The 15779-nt window shown below is 70.6% G+C and carries 14 protein-coding genes; 9 read left to right on the top strand and 5 right to left on the bottom strand.

From position 1 onward, the window contains the following. Nucleotides 1–39 precede the first annotated feature (39 nt). On the bottom strand, nt 40–981 hold the full coding sequence (locus ACWDEX_RS24685; RefSeq protein ID WP_450466077.1) for an RluA family pseudouridine synthase: 942 nt from the start codon (nt 979–981) through the stop codon (nt 40–42). A gap of 82 nt (nt 982–1063) precedes the next feature. Between ACWDEX_RS24685 and ACWDEX_RS24680 the strand changes: the two genes are divergently transcribed. Then, the gene (locus tag ACWDEX_RS24680; protein WP_450466076.1) at nt 1064–1639 is read left to right on the top strand and encodes a GNAT family N-acetyltransferase; all 576 of its coding nucleotides are present in this window, start codon (nt 1064–1066) and stop codon (nt 1637–1639) included. Between the two features lie 125 nt (nt 1640–1764). Here ACWDEX_RS24680 and ACWDEX_RS24675 read toward each other — a convergent pair whose 3' ends face one another. Then, nucleotides 1765–2610, bottom strand: coding sequence for a siderophore-interacting protein (locus ACWDEX_RS24675; protein WP_450466075.1), 846 nt, complete (start codon nt 2608–2610; stop codon nt 1765–1767). A gap of 104 nt (nt 2611–2714) precedes the next feature. Then, nucleotides 2715–3695 (bottom strand): 5'-3' exonuclease, encoded by a 981-nt coding sequence (locus ACWDEX_RS24670; RefSeq protein WP_450466074.1) that lies wholly within the window; start codon nt 3693–3695, stop codon nt 2715–2717. Nucleotides 3696–3835: 140 nt separating this feature from the next. On the opposite strand from ACWDEX_RS24670, the gene ACWDEX_RS24665 reads away from it, so the two are divergent. From ACWDEX_RS24665 to ACWDEX_RS24650, 4 genes are all read left to right on the top strand, one after another. Continuing rightward, nucleotides 3836–4921 (top strand): quaternary amine ABC transporter ATP-binding protein, encoded by a 1086-nt coding sequence (locus tag ACWDEX_RS24665; RefSeq protein WP_450466072.1) that lies wholly within the window; start codon nt 3836–3838, stop codon nt 4919–4921. After that, nucleotides 4914–7529, top strand: a complete 2616-nt coding sequence (locus tag ACWDEX_RS24660; protein ID WP_450466071.1) for an ABC transporter permease/substrate binding protein — start codon at nt 4914–4916, stop codon at nt 7527–7529. The genes ACWDEX_RS24665 and ACWDEX_RS24660 overlap by 8 nt, the downstream gene beginning before the upstream one ends. A 519-nt stretch (nt 7530–8048) precedes the next feature. Continuing rightward, the gene (locus tag ACWDEX_RS24655; RefSeq protein WP_450466070.1) at nt 8049–8624 is read left to right on the top strand and encodes a helix-turn-helix domain-containing protein; all 576 of its coding nucleotides are present in this window, start codon (nt 8049–8051) and stop codon (nt 8622–8624) included. Between the two features lie 100 nt (nt 8625–8724). Beyond that, the gene (locus tag ACWDEX_RS24650) at nt 8725–9444 is read left to right on the top strand and encodes a helical backbone metal receptor (RefSeq protein ID WP_450466121.1); all 720 of its coding nucleotides are present in this window, start codon (nt 8725–8727) and stop codon (nt 9442–9444) included. Nucleotides 9445–9543: 99 nt separating this feature from the next. On the opposite strand, the gene ACWDEX_RS24645 is transcribed toward ACWDEX_RS24650, so the two are convergent. Continuing rightward, nucleotides 9544–10245 (bottom strand): gamma-glutamyl-gamma-aminobutyrate hydrolase family protein, encoded by a 702-nt coding sequence (locus tag ACWDEX_RS24645; protein WP_450466069.1) that lies wholly within the window; start codon nt 10243–10245, stop codon nt 9544–9546. 78 nt (nt 10246–10323) lie between these two features. Continuing rightward, complete coding sequence (locus tag ACWDEX_RS24640) at nt 10324–11079, bottom strand: FadR/GntR family transcriptional regulator (RefSeq protein WP_450466068.1); 756 nt, start codon at nt 11077–11079, stop codon at nt 10324–10326. Nucleotides 11080–11154: 75 nt separating this feature from the next. Between ACWDEX_RS24640 and ACWDEX_RS24635 the strand changes: the two genes are divergently transcribed. From ACWDEX_RS24635 to ACWDEX_RS24620, 4 genes are all read left to right on the top strand, one after another. Then, nucleotides 11155–12525: a glutamine synthetase family protein gene (locus ACWDEX_RS24635; protein WP_450466067.1), complete on the top strand. Its 1371-nt coding sequence runs from the start codon at nt 11155–11157 to the stop codon at nt 12523–12525. A gap of 11 nt (nt 12526–12536) precedes the next feature. Further along, on the top strand, nt 12537–13916 hold the full coding sequence (locus tag ACWDEX_RS24630) for an aldehyde dehydrogenase family protein (protein WP_450466066.1): 1380 nt from the start codon (nt 12537–12539) through the stop codon (nt 13914–13916). Then, entirely contained in the window at nt 13916–14704 is a 789-nt protein-coding gene (locus tag ACWDEX_RS24625; RefSeq protein WP_450466119.1) for a 3-oxoacyl-ACP reductase, read from the top strand. Before ACWDEX_RS24630 ends, ACWDEX_RS24625 begins: the two co-directional genes overlap by 1 nt. A gap of 157 nt (nt 14705–14861) precedes the next feature. Beyond that, on the top strand, nt 14862–15776 hold the full coding sequence (locus ACWDEX_RS24620; RefSeq protein WP_450466065.1) for a DUF2510 domain-containing protein: 915 nt from the start codon (nt 14862–14864) through the stop codon (nt 15774–15776). Nucleotides 15777–15779 lie beyond the last annotated feature (3 nt).

Raw genomic sequence — 15779 nt, 5'->3', positions numbered from 1 at the left:
GCAGCGGGTGCTGCGGTGGTGGCAGGGCGATGAGCGGCCTCAGTCGGCCCACTCCTCGTACGCCGACCACGCCTGGAGCACGCGCCCGCTGACGAAGCGGTGCGCGTGCCCCGTGACCGGGTCGGTGAACTCCAGTGCCCGCGCCAGCAGTTGGAGGGGGCGCCGGAAGTCGCCGGCCGGTCCGGCGGCGGTCACCACCGGATAGAGCCGGTCGCCGAGGATCGGAAGTCCCAACGCGTTCATGTGCACGCGCAGTTGATGGGTCTGCCCGGTGCGGGGGAGCAGCCGGTAGCGCCCGTGTTCCTCGCGGTGCGCCAGGAGCTCGACTCGGCTGACCGCGTTGGGCTCACCCGCCACCTCGCGGGCCGCCAGGACCCCGCGTTCCTTCACGATCCGGCTGTGCACCGTGCGTGGCAGGACCACCGTCGGGTCGTACGGGGCGACGGCCTCGTACTCCTTGGTGATCCGCTTGTCACGGAACAGCGACTGGTACGCGCCGCGCTCCTCGGGTCGTACGGTGAACAGCACGAGCCCGGCGGTGAGCCGGTCCAGCCGGTGCGCGGCGCTCAGTGCGGGGATGCCCAGGTCGCGCCGCAGCCGGGCCAGGGCGGTCTCGGCGACATGGCTGCCGCGCGGGGTGGTGGCGAGGAAATGCGGCTTGTCGGCGACGACGATGTGCTCGTCGCGGTACACCACCTCGACCGGGTACGGCACGCGCTCCTCGTCGGGCAGCGCGCGGTGGAACCAGACGTACATGCCCGGCACGTACGCGGCGTCCGGCGTGATGGGCCGCCCGTCGGCCCCGACGACCAGTCCCGCGTCGATCATCCCGGCGATCACCCCGTCCCCGGCCGCGAGCCGGGCCACGAGATGATCCCGCACGGTGGCCCACCCCTCGCGGAACGGCAGCCGCACCCGCACGGGATCGACTCCGTCGCGCTGTGGCAGGGGAGAGGGCGGGACAGGGCGGCGTCTTCTCATGGGGCTCCAGGGTACGAGGCGGTCGCTACCGGGCGCGAAATTCGTTTGCCCGGTGGTCCAGGCCGCCTGAACCATGCGCAGCATGCCCCTTCTGATCAGAGAAGTCCTCACGGCCGGAACGCTCGCCAAGATCCCGCAACCCGTGATCGCCACCCGTGACGGACTCGTGCTCCGCCCTTGGAAGACCGAGGATGCCCCGGCCGTCCACGAGGCGTTCCAGGATCCGGTGATGCACCAGTGGCACCATTTCGCGACCGAGTCGGTGGGGGAGGTCCTCGGTCTGATCGAGGAGTGGCGGAAGGCGTGGGAGGGCGAGAGCAACGCCTACTGGGCCGTTGCGGACGAGGGCACGGATCGGCTGCTCGGGCGGGTGGCACTGCGCAATATCGTGCCGGCTGACGGTGCGGCGGAGGTCGCGTACTGGACCGCACCCGCGGCGCGTGGTCAAGGGGTGGCCCCGCGTGCGGTGACCGCTCTGACCCACTGGGCGTTCGAGAGCGTCGGCTTCCACCGCCTTGAACTGACGCACTCCGTACGCAACGAGGCGTCCTGCCGCGTCGCGGAGAAGACGGGCTTCGCTCTGGAAGGCACCAAACGCAGTGCCCTCCTCCACCCGGACGGTTGGCACGACATGCACCTGCACGCCCGCGTCCAATGAGTGGCAGCACGAGCGGTGAGCCGTTCTCAGCGCGCTGAACTCGGCCGTGGGAACGGCCCGTTCGATCCCAGACCTGGGCAGCGCACGGTGCGGCGGCGGCACTTCGGTGCCGCCGCCCCGGCGTTCTACGCGGCGGGCGTCGTGCCCTCCTGCTCCGCCTCGACGCGTGCGTTCCACTCCCGCTTCGACGCCTGCCAGCCGTCCTCGTTGTGACCGAGGCGCCAGTAGCCGGAGATCGAGAGGTCCTCACGCGGGATCTGCCGCTCGACGCGCAGCAGCCGCCGCAGTTCCTTCACGAAGCCGGCCTCGCCGTGTACGAACGCATGCACCCGGCCGTCAGGGAATTCCAGTGCGCGGACGGCCTCCACGAGGGCCGCGCCGACCGGCCGGTCTCCGCGATGCAGCCAGATCAGCTCCGCGTCGGAGTCGATCTTCTGCTCCTCCTCCGGGCCGGCGACCTCGATGAAGGCGTGGGCCTCGGCGCCGGCGGGCAGCGCCTCCAGCGCGGCCGCGATCGCCGGCAGCGCGCTCTCGTCCCCGGCGAGCAGATGCCAGTCGGCGCTCAGGTCAGGCGCGTAGGCGCCGCCGGGCCCCATGAACCGCACCGTCTTGCCCGGCTGGACGTGCACCGCCCACGGTCCGGCAAGGCCCTCGTCGCCGTGGATCACGAAGTCCAACGTCAGCTCGCGGTGTACGGGGTCCCAGGCGCGCACGGTGTAGGTCCGGGTCACCGGCCACTGGTCGCGCGGGAACTCCTCACGGACCCGCTGCATGTCGAAGGGTTCGGGGTAGGTGACGCCCTCGACGGGGAACAGCAGCTTCACATAGTGATCGGTGCAACTGCCTGCGGTGAAGCCGGCCAGCCCCTCGCCACCGAGCACCACACGCTGCATGTGCGGGGTCAGCCGCTCCGTGCGGACCACCTGCGCGGAGTGGGCCTTCCGAGCTCTGCCTGCCGGGCGCTCTGCCATGACGACCTCCCAGTATCCGTGGTGAGGGTTACCTAAGTTAGCACCTCGAATCCGTGGATGGTGGGCCTGCTGGGGCACTGGAGCAACATGGGTTCTCCGAACAGTCACGTCCCCAGCGTGCTGAGCAGCCGACGCAGCGACCCGCCCAGGCCCCAGCGGGTCCCCAATGTCTCCAGCGCGGCCGGGTCGCGTGGCGCGTGCGGCAGTGCCGTCTCGACGTCCGGCACCGGTACGTCGTCGGCGACCCGTACGACCTTGGGCGCGAGGGTCACGTAGGGCCGCGCCTCGTCGAGCCGCTTGCGCTGCGTCGGTGTGAGCTTCGCCGTCGGATCGTCGACCGCGGCCATGATCCCCGCCAGGTCGCCGAACTCGGCGAGCAGCTTCGCGGCCGTCTTCTCCCCGATGCCCGGCACGCCCGGCAGCCCGTCGCTCGGGTCGCCGCGCAGCAGCGCCAGATCCGCGTAGCCCCGGCCGTCGACGCCGTACTTCTCGCGCAGCACCGCCTCGTCGGTGAGCCGGAGCGTGCCGACCCCCTTCAGCGGATAGAGCACGCGCACTCCGCGGGCGTCGTCGACGAGCTGGTACAGGTCGCGGTCGCCGGTGACGATGTCGACCGGGCCCTTCGCACGCGCCGTGAACGTGCCGATCACATCGTCCGCCTCGTACCCCGCGACGCCCACGCGCGCGATGCCGAGCGCGTCCAGGACGTCCTCGATGATCGGTACCTGCGGCGACAGGGCGTCCGGCACCTCTTCCTCGTCCGGGCCCGCTTCGTGCGCCTCGGCCACGCGGTGCGCCTTGTAGGAGGGGATCAGCTCGACACGCCAGTGCGGTCGCCAGTCCGCGTCCATGCAGGCGACCAGCTCGTCCGGGCGGTGGTCCCTGACCAGGCGCTCGATGAATTCGAGCAGCCCGCGCACGGCGTTCACGGGTGTGCCGTCCGGGGCCCGCACGGAATCCGGGACGCCGAAGTAGGCGCGGAAGTACAGCGAGGCGGTGTCGAGGAGCATCAGGCGTCGGGTCACGTTCCGCATCATGCCGTACGGCACCGACAGCGACCCCGTCGGCGCAGGGTGACCGCCCATGCGACAACGGTGAGCACCTTGTGAACTGGGACACTCAAAGGTTTGGCCTGCCCGCATCCGGGCAGGCGCGCCTCGAAATGATGCCAGTTGCAATTTCAACCGTTTGCAGCGGCTCGGAGGCTTCCGATCGAGAGGTACCTGTGTCATCCAGGCTTGAGGCCGAACACCTGTACAAGGTGTTCGGCAGACGACAGGACGAGGCGGTGGAGCGGCTCCGGCAGGGAGCGGGCCGTGAGGAACTGCGCGCCGACGGCACCACCGCCGCCGTGATCGACGCGTCCTTCACGGTGGAGCCCGGCAACATCTTCGTCGTCATGGGCCTGTCCGGTTCCGGCAAGTCCACACTGCTGCGCATGCTCAACGGACTGCTGGAGCCGACCGCGGGGCACGTACGCTTCGACGGCCAGGACCTCACCGAGCTCGGCGCCCGCGAGCTGCGCGAAGTCCGCTCCAGGAAGATCAGTATGGTCTTCCAGCACTTCGCGCTCTTCCCGCACCGCAGTGTCCGCGACAACGCTGCCTACGGCCTGGAAGTGCAGGGCGTGCCCCGCGCCGAGCGCGAGAAGCGCGCCGACGAGGCGCTCGCCCTGTGCGGCCTGGCCGGCTGGGAGAAGTCCTGGCCCGACGAGCTGTCCGGCGGTATGCAGCAGCGCGTCGGCCTCGCCCGGGCGCTCGCCACGGACGCCGATCTGCTGCTGATGGACGAGTCCTTCAGCGCGCTCGACCCGCTGATCCGCCGCGACATGCAGGACCAGCTGCTGGAACTCCAGAAGACCCTGAAGAAGACCATCGTCTTCATCACCCACGACCTCAACGAGGCCATGCGCCTGGGTGACCGCATCGCGGTGATGCGCGACGGCCGCATCGTGCAGATCGGCACCGCCGAGGACATCCTGATGCGCCCCGCCGACGACTACGTGGCCTCCTTCACCCAGGACGTCGACCGCTCCCGCGTCCTGACCACGGCCGCCGTCATGGACACCACCGTGCGCGGCGACGAGGCGGACTGCGGCTGTGAGACCGCGACGCCCGACACGCCGTTCGTGGAGCTGTGCGCGATCAGCGCCCGCCTCACGCACCCGGTGGCGGTGCTCGACACGCAACGCGAGCTCGTGGGTGTCGTACCCCGGCAGCGCGTCCTCGACTTCCTCGCCGACGGGGTGGGTGATGCCACACCCTGCGACTCCCCGCGCGACAAGGGAGGGCAGGTGATCGCCCATGCCTAGGATCCCGTTCGGTAGCTGGGTCAATTCCACGGTCGACTGGCTCACCAACCACATGGCCTGGCTGTTCGACTTCTGCAAGACCGTCTTCCAGGGCACCTTCGACGGCATCAACACCGTCCTGCAGGCCCCGGAGCCGCTGCTGCTCGCGGGCATCCTCGCGGTGGCCGCGTTCTGGCTGCGCGGCACGTCCGCCGGTGTCCTCGCCTTCGTCGGCTTCGCCTTCATCGACTCCCTCGGCCTGTGGGAGGACGCGATGGTGACGCTGTCGCTCGTCCTGGTGGCGACGATCATCGCGCTCGTCGTCTCCGTGCCCCTGGGCATCTGGGCGGCTCGCTCCAGCCGGGTCAGCGGACTCATCCGGCCGGTGCTCGACTTCATGCAGACGCTGCCCGCGATGATCTACCTCATCCCGGCGATCCTGTTCTTCGGCACCGGCGCCCCCGCCGGCATCGTGGCCACCCTGATCTTCGCCCTCGCGCCCGGCGTCCGCATGACCGAGCTGGGCATCCGCCAGGTCGACAAGGAACTGGTCGAGGCCGCCGAGGCGTTCGGCACCACCCCGCGCAACACCCTGCTGCGCGTCCAGCTCCCGCTCGCCCTGCCCACCGTCATGGCCGGCGTCAACCAGGTCATCATGCTCGGTCTGTCCATGGCGGCGATCGCGGGCATGGTGGGCACCGGCGGTCTCGGCGGCGACGTCAACGAGGCCATCGGCCAGCTCGACGTGGGCCTCGGCTCCGAGGCCGGTGTCGCCATCGTCATCCTGGCGATCTACCTGGACCGCATGACCAGCGCCCTGGGCACGCAGGTCTCCCCGCTCGGCCGACGCGCCGCCGCCCGGCTGCGTGCCGCGCAGGGCCTGAAGATCTGGTCCTACCGTCCCCGGCCCGCCGTGGCCGTGATCGGCGTGGTCGTGCTCGCGCTCACCGCCGGCGGCATGGGCGTCTTCGGCGGCGGCGAGAAGAACGCCACCGCTGCCGACGTGCAGAACGTCGGTCAGGGCAAGAAGGTCACCATCGGCTACATCCCGTGGGACGAGGGCGTCGCCTCCACGTTCCTCTGGAAGGAGCTCCTGGAGCAGCGCGGATTCAAGGTCGACGTCAAGCAGTTCGACGCCGGACCGCTCTACACCTCGCTCGCCCAGGGCGACGTCGACTTCGAGACCGACTCCTGGCTGCCCACCACCCACGAGCAGTACTGGAAGAAGTACGGCAACCGGCTCGACGACCTGGGCTCCTGGTACGGCCCGACGTCCCTGGAGCTGAGCGTGCCCTCGTACATGAAGGGCATCGACTCGCTGGAGGACCTCAAGGGGAAGGCCGCCACGTTCGGCGGGAAGATCACCGGCATCGAGTCCAGCGCCGGCATGATGAGCCTGCTCAAGAGCAAGGTCGTCAAGGAGTACGGGCTCGACAAGGAGTACAAGGTCGTCGACAGCTCCACGCCCGCGATGCTGGCCGAGCTCAAGCGCGCCTACGCCAAGAAGCAGCCCATCGTCGTCACGCTCTGGTCGCCGCACTGGGCGTACAGCGACTACGACCTGAAGAAGCTCAAGGACCCCAAGGGTGCCTGGGGCAAGGGCGACCGGGTGCACACGCTCGCCCGCAAGGGCTTCGCCAAGGACAACCCCGTCGTGGGCACCTGGCTGAAGGACTTCAGGATGGATGAGAAGCAGCTCACCAGCCTGGAGGCGGAGATCAACAAGGCCGGGAAGGGGAAGCAGCAGGACGCCGTGCGTGCCTGGCTGAAGAAGAACCCCGGCATCGTCGACAAGCTCGCCCCGGTCCACCAGCAGGCCTCCGGCAGCCCGGCCGAGGCGAAGCGCCCGCTGAACGTCGCCTGGTTCCCCTGGGACGAGGACGTCGCCGTCACCCACCTGTGGAAGAACGTCCTGGAGCGGCGCGGCTACAAGCTGAACCTGAAGCAGATGGATGTGGGCCCCGTCTACACGGGCCTGGCCGGTGGTGACCTCGACCTCAACTTCGACGCGTGGCTGCCGTACGCGCAGAAGAACTACTGGGACAAGAGCAAGGCCGACCTCAAGGACCTGGGCACCTGGTACCAGCCGACCTCGCTGGAGATCGCGGTCCCCTCGTACGTGAAGGACGTCAAGTCCCTGGAGGACCTCAAGGGCAGGGCGAAGACCTTCGGCGGCCGGATCATCGGCATCGAGCCGGGCACCGGCGAGATGAACCTGCTCAAGACGAAGGTCCTGCCCGGCTACGGCCTGGACAAGGAGTACAAGGTCGTCGACGGCTCCACGCCCGCGATGCTGGCCGAGCTGAAGCGCGCCTACGCCAAGAAGAAGCCCGTCGCCGTCGTCCTGTGGTCGCCGCACTGGGCCTACAGCGAGTACCAGCTCACCAAGCTGAAGGACGACAAGAAGCTCTTCGGCGAGGGCAACACGATCCGCACCATCTCCAGCCGGGCCTTTCCGGACAAGTATCCGCAACTCACCAAGTGGATCAAGGACTTCAGGATGAGCGAGGACGAACTCGGCAGCCTGGAGAGCGAGATCAAGAAGCGTGGCCACGGCCATGAGAAGGACGCCGTGGCCGCGTGGCTGGAGCAGCACCCGGGCATGGTGGAGCGGATGACTCCGCAGTAGTCCGCCGCCGGGCCGCGCCACCTGGTGGCGTACGAGAAAGATCCGGACAACCACGTCCGTGCCGCGGCCACGCCGTCCACACGCCCTGCCGGCGGGGGCGCCGAACATTTCTTCGGTGCCCTCCGCCGGCAGGGCGCGCTGTTCCCACGGCACCCCGGACCTCGCCTCCGGACACCGGGACGCCCCCCGGCGTGCCGTACGCGCCGTGGTGGTCCCGTCGCCCCCTCGCCGCCGCAGGAGCGTGCCCTTGACCCCCTCAGCCCTGCTGACCAGCCCGTTTGCCCCGCGGCGAGGGCGGCACACAGGCAACGGCGGGACGGCTTGTCCGGTGGCGCGAACCGTGACCCTTACCACTCTTGTATGTGACACCGATGTGACGGGCGCATGAAACGGTTTGACGAACATGCGTAGGGTGCAGACAACGCAAGAAGAAGCAGTGCACCGATGAACCATCGGGCAGCGGCGGCAAACCCGCCGGACAGGGCAGTGGACCGACGAGCGTGGGAGGGAGCCGGAGCGATGGGCGACCACAAAGAACAGCCCCTTCGGGTGGGCGCGGCCATCCGGCGGCAGCGCCGGGCACTGGAGCTCACCCTCGCCGTCGTGGCCGAGCGCAGCGGACTGTCGGTCCCCTTCCTGAGCCAGGTCGAGAACGAGCGGGCGCGTCCGAGCCGGCCCTCCCTGGAACGGATCGCCGACGCCCTGGGAACCACCGCCGTCGAACTGCTCGCGGCGGCCGACCCGGCGTGCAGTGTGGACGTCCTGCGCGCCGACGACGAGGCGATCACGCCGGGGCAGGCGCGGTTGCGCCCACTGGTGCGCGGACACCATCAGCTTCATGCGATGGAGTTCATCGGGGATCACGACGAGGGACGCGAGTTCCAGCACCGCAATGACGAGTTGATGTACGTGGTCGACGGTGCCGTCGAGGTCGAGGCGGAGGGCCGCGCACACCGGCTCGGGCGCGGCGACACGCTCTATTTGAGCGGAGGAGTGCGCCACCGCTGGCGGGCGACCGAGCCCGAAACCCGCGTGATCGTGGTCGCGGTCGCCGACCATATCGAGGCGCTCGAGGACCGCTCGCGCCGCCGCTGACCCCTCTGGTAAACACCCGGCCAGGTGCCGCGCTGGAATACTGGCCGCCATGGCCGACACCTCCGGACACGCGGTCGACGCCCGAGATCGAACGACCGTGATGCGCGTCGTCTCGCTCGTGCCGTCGCTGACCGAAGCCGTGGCCGCATCCGTGCCGGGCGCCCTGGTCGGCGCCACCGACTGGTGCAGCCATCCGGCGGACCTCGACGTCGCTCGGATCGGCGGCACCAAGAACCCGGACGTCGAGCGGATCATCCGGCTCGCCCCCGACCTGGTCCTCGCCAACGAGGAGGAGAACCGCCTGCCGGACCTCGCCGCGCTGCGGGAGGCGGGCCTCGCGGTCCTGGTCACCGAGGTGCGGGACGTGTCGCAGGCCTTCCGCGAGCTGGAGCGGGTCGTGGTCGCGTGCGGGGCACCCGGCCGGCCGCGCTGGCTCGACGAGGCCCGTGCCGCGTGGTCGCGGCTACCGGCGCCGGGGACCCGTACGTCCGCCGTCGTCCCCGTCTGGCGCCGGCCCTGGATGGTGCTGGGCCGGGACACGTTCGCGGGGGACGTACTGGCCCGGCTGGGTGTCGACAACATGTACGCGACACACACGGAGCGCTATCCGCGGATCCCCGTTCAGGAGCTGCGGGACGCCTTCCCCGACCTCGTGGTGCTGCCCGACGAGCCTTACCGCTTCACGGCCGACGACGGTCCGGAGTCGTTCCCGGGAAGAGCGTGCGCGCTGGTCAGCGGCCGTCATCTGACCTGGTACGGGCCCTCGCTGGCCGAGGCGCCGCACGTCATCGGCGAGGCGCTGCGAGCAGCTCGCCGCTGACGATTTCCCGGCCGGTACGGACGGCCGCGACGGCCCAAGCGGCGACGAGCAGCAGGTACAGGGCCATCGCGACGGGGCAAACGTTGCCTTGTCGGGGCCCTAGTCCCGAGTTCGGCCTGCGGACGCCGCGTGCACCAGGGCCCTCATCACCCGTACGTCCTCTCCCATCTCCGGATGCCACTGGACCCCCAGCACCCAGCAGGCCGACGGGAGTTCGACCGCTTCCACCGTTCCGTCCGTCGCGTACGCCGACGCGACGAGGCCCTCGCCGAGGCGGTCCACGGCCTGGTGGTGGTAGGTCGGTACGGACGTCTCCTCCGGGACGGCACCCGCGTACAGGGTGCCGGGCACCGGCCTGACCGGGTGGCGACCGAAGACCCCGGGGGCCTTGGTGTGTCCGTCGATGTGCTGGACGAGCGTGCCGCCGCGGGCGACGTTCAGCAACTGCATCCCCCGGCACACCCCGAGCAACGGGATGTCCGCGGTCAGCGCCGCCTCGATCAGCGCCAGTTCCCAGGCGTCCCGGGCCCGGGACGGCGGGCCGGTGCGGGGATCGGGCCGCGCGCCGTACCGGACCGGCTCGACGTCCGGGCCGCCCGCGACCACCAGGCCGTCCAGCCGGGCGACCGTCGCCGCCGCGTACGCCGGGTCGTCCGGCGGCAGGAGCGCGGCCAGAGCCCCGGCCCGCCGCACGAGCCGTGGGTACCCGGCCGGCAGCAGCGCCGCGTCCAGTTCCCAGACGCCCCAGCGCACCCCGGCCTCCAGATAGGTACTGACGCCGATCAACGGCCTGCTCGTCACGTGTCCTCCCGCCCCCTCAATGGAATGGGTTCACACCTTTGCCAAGGCCGCGGTGAACGGCAAGCTCCCGCGTCGATGTCAGGCCAGGAAGCCCCGCAGCAGCGCCGCCGTGCCCGCGCAGTGCTCCCGCATCATCTCCCGCGCCCCGTCCGCGTCCCCGTCGAGAACCGCCTCCACCAGTGCCTCGTGCTGCCGCTGGGAGTGCTCCAGATTGCGCACCAGCAGCGGGATGCAGTCCAACAGGTCGTTCACCGTCGCCCGTACGGCCGCGTACTGCGCCGTCAGCGATGGCGACCCGCACAGCTCGGCCAGCGTGAGGTGCAACAGCGTGTCCAGCCGCCGGTACTCGGCGAGCGGCGCGTCCTGCGTGCGGGCCAGCGCCTCCCGCAGTCGTGCCGCCCGGGGTCCCGTCAGGCCGTGCGTCGCGCAGAGCCCCGCCGCGCCCACCTCCAGCACCTCACGGAACCGCAGCACGTCCTCGATGTCGACCTTCTCGACGCGTCGGCGCAGCTCGTCCCCGCCACCCCCGTCGGCCCGCGGCCGCACGAACGTGCCGCCGTAGCGCCCACGCCGGGACTCCACCAAGCCCTCGTCCTGGAGCACCTTCAGTACCTCGCGCAGCGTCACCCGGCTGATCCTCAGCCGCTCCGCCAGTTCCCGCTCGGCGGGCAGCCGTTCACCGCCGGGCACCAGCCCGAGGCGGACGATCTGGAGGATCTGCTCCAGTGCCTCCTCGAAGCCGTTGCCGGCCCGCACCGGCCGCAGCACCGGTGTCAGCCGGTCGTGCGGGCCACCCGGGACGCCCAGGTCCTCACCGGTTTCCGCCTGCGACATATGGACGCGCCCCCTTCCCAGCCAATGGTTCTCGCACATACCTTATGGCTCTCGGCGGACGGAAGGAGACCTCCCGTGGCACACCGGACACCCCCGCTCGGCGTCGAAGAGCTGCACGCCCTCGTCGCCGGCGGTGAGATCGACACCGTCGTCCTGGCCTTCCCCGACATGCAAGGACGCCTCCAGGGCAAGCGGTTCGCCGCGCGTTTCTTCCTCGACGAGGTCCTGGAGCACGGCACGGAGGGCTGCAACTACCTCCTTGCCGTCGACACCGAGATGAACACGGTCGACGGCTACGGCATGTCCTCCTGGGACCGCGGCTACGGCGACTTCGTCCTGCGCCCGGACCTGAGCACACTGCGCCGGGTGCCCTGGCACGAGGGCACGGCCATGGTCGTCGCCGACCTCGCCTGGAGCGACGGTTCGCCCGTGGCCGCCGCGCCCCGCCACATCCTCCGCCGCCAACTCGACCGCCTCGCCGCCCTCGGTCACACCGCACAGGTCGGCACCGAGCTGGAGTTCATCGTCTTCAGGGACACCTACGAGCAGGCCTGGGACGCGAACTACCAGGATCTGACCCCGGCCAACCAGTACAACGTGGACTACTCGGTGCTGGGAACGGGGCGCATCGAACCCCTGCTGCGCCGTATCCGCAACGAGATGGCGGGTGCCGGGCTCACCGTCGAGTCGGCCAAGGGCGAGTGCAACCCCGGCCAGCACGAGATCGCCTTCCGCTACGACGACGCCCTGGTCACCTGCGACCAGCACGCGATCTACAAGACCGGCGCCAAGGAGATCGCGGCCCAACACGGCGTCTCGATCACCTTCATGGCCAAGTACAACGAACGCGAGGGCAACTCCTGCCACATCCACCTCTCGCTCGCCGACGAGCACGGCCGGGGCATCATGGCCGGTTCCCCCGACGACCCCGGCGGGATGTCGGAGACCATGCGCCACTTCCTGGCCGGCCAGCTCACCGCCCTGCGCGAGTTCTCGCTCCTGTACGCACCCAACGTCAACTCCTACAAACGCTTCCAGCCGGGCTCCTTCGCCCCGACCGCGGTCGCCTGGGGGAACGACAACCGCACCTGCGCCCTGCGGGTCGTCGGCCACGGCCGCTCGCTGCGGTTCGAGAACCGGGTACCCGGCGGTGACGTCAACCCGCACCTCGCGGTCGCCGGGATGGTCGCCGCCGGGCTGCACGGCATCGAGCAGAAGCTGGAACTTCCCGAACCGTGCGCGGGCAACGCGTACACCGCCGGGTACGCACACGTGCCCACCTCGCTGCGCGAGGCCGCCGAACTCTGGGAGAACAGCGCCCTCGCCAAGGCCGCCTTCGGAAACGAGGTGGTCGCGCACTACCGCAACATGGCCCGCGTCGAACTGGCGGCCTTCGACGCCGCGGTGACCGACTGGGAGCTGCGCCGCTCCTTCGAACGCATGTGAGAGGTCTCCCCTTGTCCGACCAGTACGAGCTCCAGGTACTCAATCCGGCCACCGAAGAGGTCGTCGCCACCGTCGCGGCCGCCACCGCGGCGGACGTGGACGCGGCGGTCGCACGGGCCTCGAAGGCGCAGAGCCGGTGGGCCCTGCTCCCGCCCGGCGACCGCGCCCGGCTGCTGCGCCGGTTCGCCGTAGCCGTCGACGAACACCTCGAAGAGCTGGCGTGGCTGGAGGTGCGGGAGGCCGGCCACCTCATCGGCAACGCCCGCTGGGAGGCGGGAAACGTCCGCGACCTGCTCGACTACGCGTCCGGGGGAGTGGAGCGGCTCACCGGCCACCAGATCCCGGTCCCGGGCGGCCTGAACGTGACGATCCTCGAACCGCTGGGCGTCGTGGGGGTCATCGCGCCGTGGAACTTCCCGATGCCGATCGCCGCCTGGGGCACGGCCCCGGCGCTCGCGGCGGGCAACGCCGTGATCCTCAAGCCCGCCGAGGCCACCCCGCTCACGGCCCTGCGCCTGGCCGAACTGGGCCAGGCGGCCGGGCTTCCGGACGGGCTCCTCCAGGTGCTGCCCGGCCTCGGCCCCGTCGCGGGCGACGCGCTCGTCGAGCACCCGGGTGTGGCGAAGGTCGTTTTCACCGGGTCGACGGCCGTGGGCAAACAGGTGCTGGCGAAGGGCGCCGCCCACCTCAAGCGCGTCACCCTCGAACTCGGCGGCAAGAGCCCCAACATCGTCTTCGCCGACGCCGACCTCGAAGCCGCCGCGGCCGCCACCCCCATGTCCTTCCTCGACAACGCGGGCCAGGACTGCTGCGCCCGTACCCGTATCCTCGTCCAGCGTTCCGTGTACGCTCGCTTCCTCGACCTCCTCGCCCCCGCCGTCGAGTCGGTCCGTGTCGGCGACCCGGCCGACGAGAGCACGCAGATGGGGCCGCTGATCTCCGAGGCACAGCTGCGAAAAACCCGTTCGTACGTTTCCCTCGACGCCGAAGGCATACGCGGCAAGGCCCCCGAGGGCCCCGGCTTCTGGTTCCCGCCCACCGTCCTCACCGGCGTCGACCCGCACGCGCGCGTGGCCGTCGATGAGGTCTTCGGCCCGGTCGCCGTCGTCCTGCCCTTCGAGGACGAGGCCGACGCGATCCGCCTCGCCAACGGCACCTCCTACGGCCTCTCCGGCTCTCTGTGGACCCGGGACGTCGGCCGCGCACTGCGCGTCTCGCGGGCCGTCCGCGCCGGCAATCTGTCCGTCAACTCCCATTCGAGCGTCCGGTACTGGACCCCCTTCGGCGGATTCAAGCAGTCGGGGATCGGCCGCGAACTCGGCCCGGACGCCCTGACCACCTTCACCGAGACCAAGAACATCTTCATCAGCACGGAGGGCCCCGCACAGTGATCTCGCAGACACCGGACATCATCTGCCGTCGGCTGACCGGCCGTACCGCCGTCATCACCGGTGCCGGCAGCGGCATCGGGCTGGCCACCGCGCGCCGGCTTGCCGCCGAGGGCGCCCATGTCGTCTGCGGCGACGTGGACGAGACCCGCGGGAAGGCGGCGGCCGAGGAAATCGGCGGGCTGTTCGTGAAAGCCGACGTCACCGTCGCCGAGCAGGTCGAGGCGCTCTTCAAGGCGGCGTACGACACCTATGGCTCCATCGACATCGCCTTCAACAACGCGGGGATCTCGCCGCCCGACGACGACTCCATCCTGGAGACCGGGCTGGAGGCCTGGAAGCGGGTCCAGGAGGTCAACCTGACTTCCGTGTACCTGTGCTGCAAGGCGGCGATCCCCTACATGCGGCGCCAGGGCAAGGGCTCCATCATCAACACGGCGTCGTTCGTGGCCCGTATGGGCGCGGCCACCTCACAGATCTCGTACACGGCCTCCAAGGGCGGTGTGCTCGCCATGTCGCGCGAACTGGGAGTGCAGTTCGCCCGGGAGGGCATCCGAGTCAACGCCCTGTGCCCCGGTCCGGTCAACACCCCACTTCTGCAGGAACTGTTCGCCAAGGACCCCGAGCGGGCCGCACGCCGGCTGGTCCACATCCCGCTCGGCCGCTTCGCGGAGGCCGAGGAGATCGCCGCGGCGGTCGCGTTCCTCGCCAGCGACGACTCCTCGTTCGTGAACGCCACCGACTTCTTGGTGGACGGCGGGATCTCGGGCGCGTACGTCACCCCGCTCTAGCAGCAACCGTCCCCGTTGCTCGAACCGCCCTCGTCCGACCAGCTCGGGAGCGAGTACACCGGACGGATCGGTCGCCACCGACCAGAACGGCACGGCGCACCGAGCCCGTTGAGCCAGGCCCTGTGTGGTCCTGCGTGCCACCGCCTAGAGTGACCGCGTGAGCAGTGCGCCCCCGCCCGGCTGGTACCGCGACCCCTCGTATCCGCTCACCGAACGTTGGTGGGACGGGGTCGCGTGGACCGATCACCGGCGCCAACCCCAGATGCCCGAGCCGCCCCTGGCGTCCCCGCCGCCCCCGGACGGTGGCAGCCCCCGACGCGCCAAGGCGGTCGCGCTCACCGCGGCCGGGGTCGTCCTGGTCGCGGCCGTCGTCACCGGCGCGATCGTCCTCGGCCGCGACGGTGGCGGCGCGGCACGGGCCGACTCCCCGCCCACGGCGACCACGTCGGTGCCCACCGAGGGCACGCCCTCGCCGTCGCCCTCGCCGTCCACCTCGGCCTCCGGGGATCCGAACGTCGTCGTGGACGAACTCAACGGCATCACCTTCCCGGTGATCGAGGGCTGGGACAGGCCCAAGAACGTCACCAACGACGCCACCGTGCTCACCACGCCGGGCACCTACGACTGCCCGGGCGACCCCGGCCTCTGCTACCACGGCCAGGTGACCTCACGCACCGCCGCCGCCGGCGTCCCCGTCAAGGACCTCGTCAGGGGCGACATCGAGGACGCCGCGAACGCGGTGTACGACCGCGACGCGATCGGCAACAGGCCCTTCGGCGGCATCACGTCCCACCGGCTGGTGAAGTCCGGTCAGATCGCGGTCGCGGGCCGTGCCGGGTACTTCGTGCGCTGGCGTGTCACCACCGCGAAGGGCCCCGGGGGTTACGTCCAGTCGCTGGCCTTTCCCTCCAGCGTGGGCTCGCAGGCGCCCGTCATCGTCCGCTTCGCCTGCGACGCCGGTCCGGACGGCCCGCCGCTCGCCGACATGGACCGGATCATCAGAGGGATCAGGCCGGTCGGCGACGCGGCGACGGGCGGGGGAGTGGGCAGCAGCATCGGCACCGGACACTGACCG

This window comes from Streptomyces sp. NPDC001020 (assembly GCF_053599115.1).
This window is presented reverse-complemented; position numbering and strand designations above follow the sequence as displayed.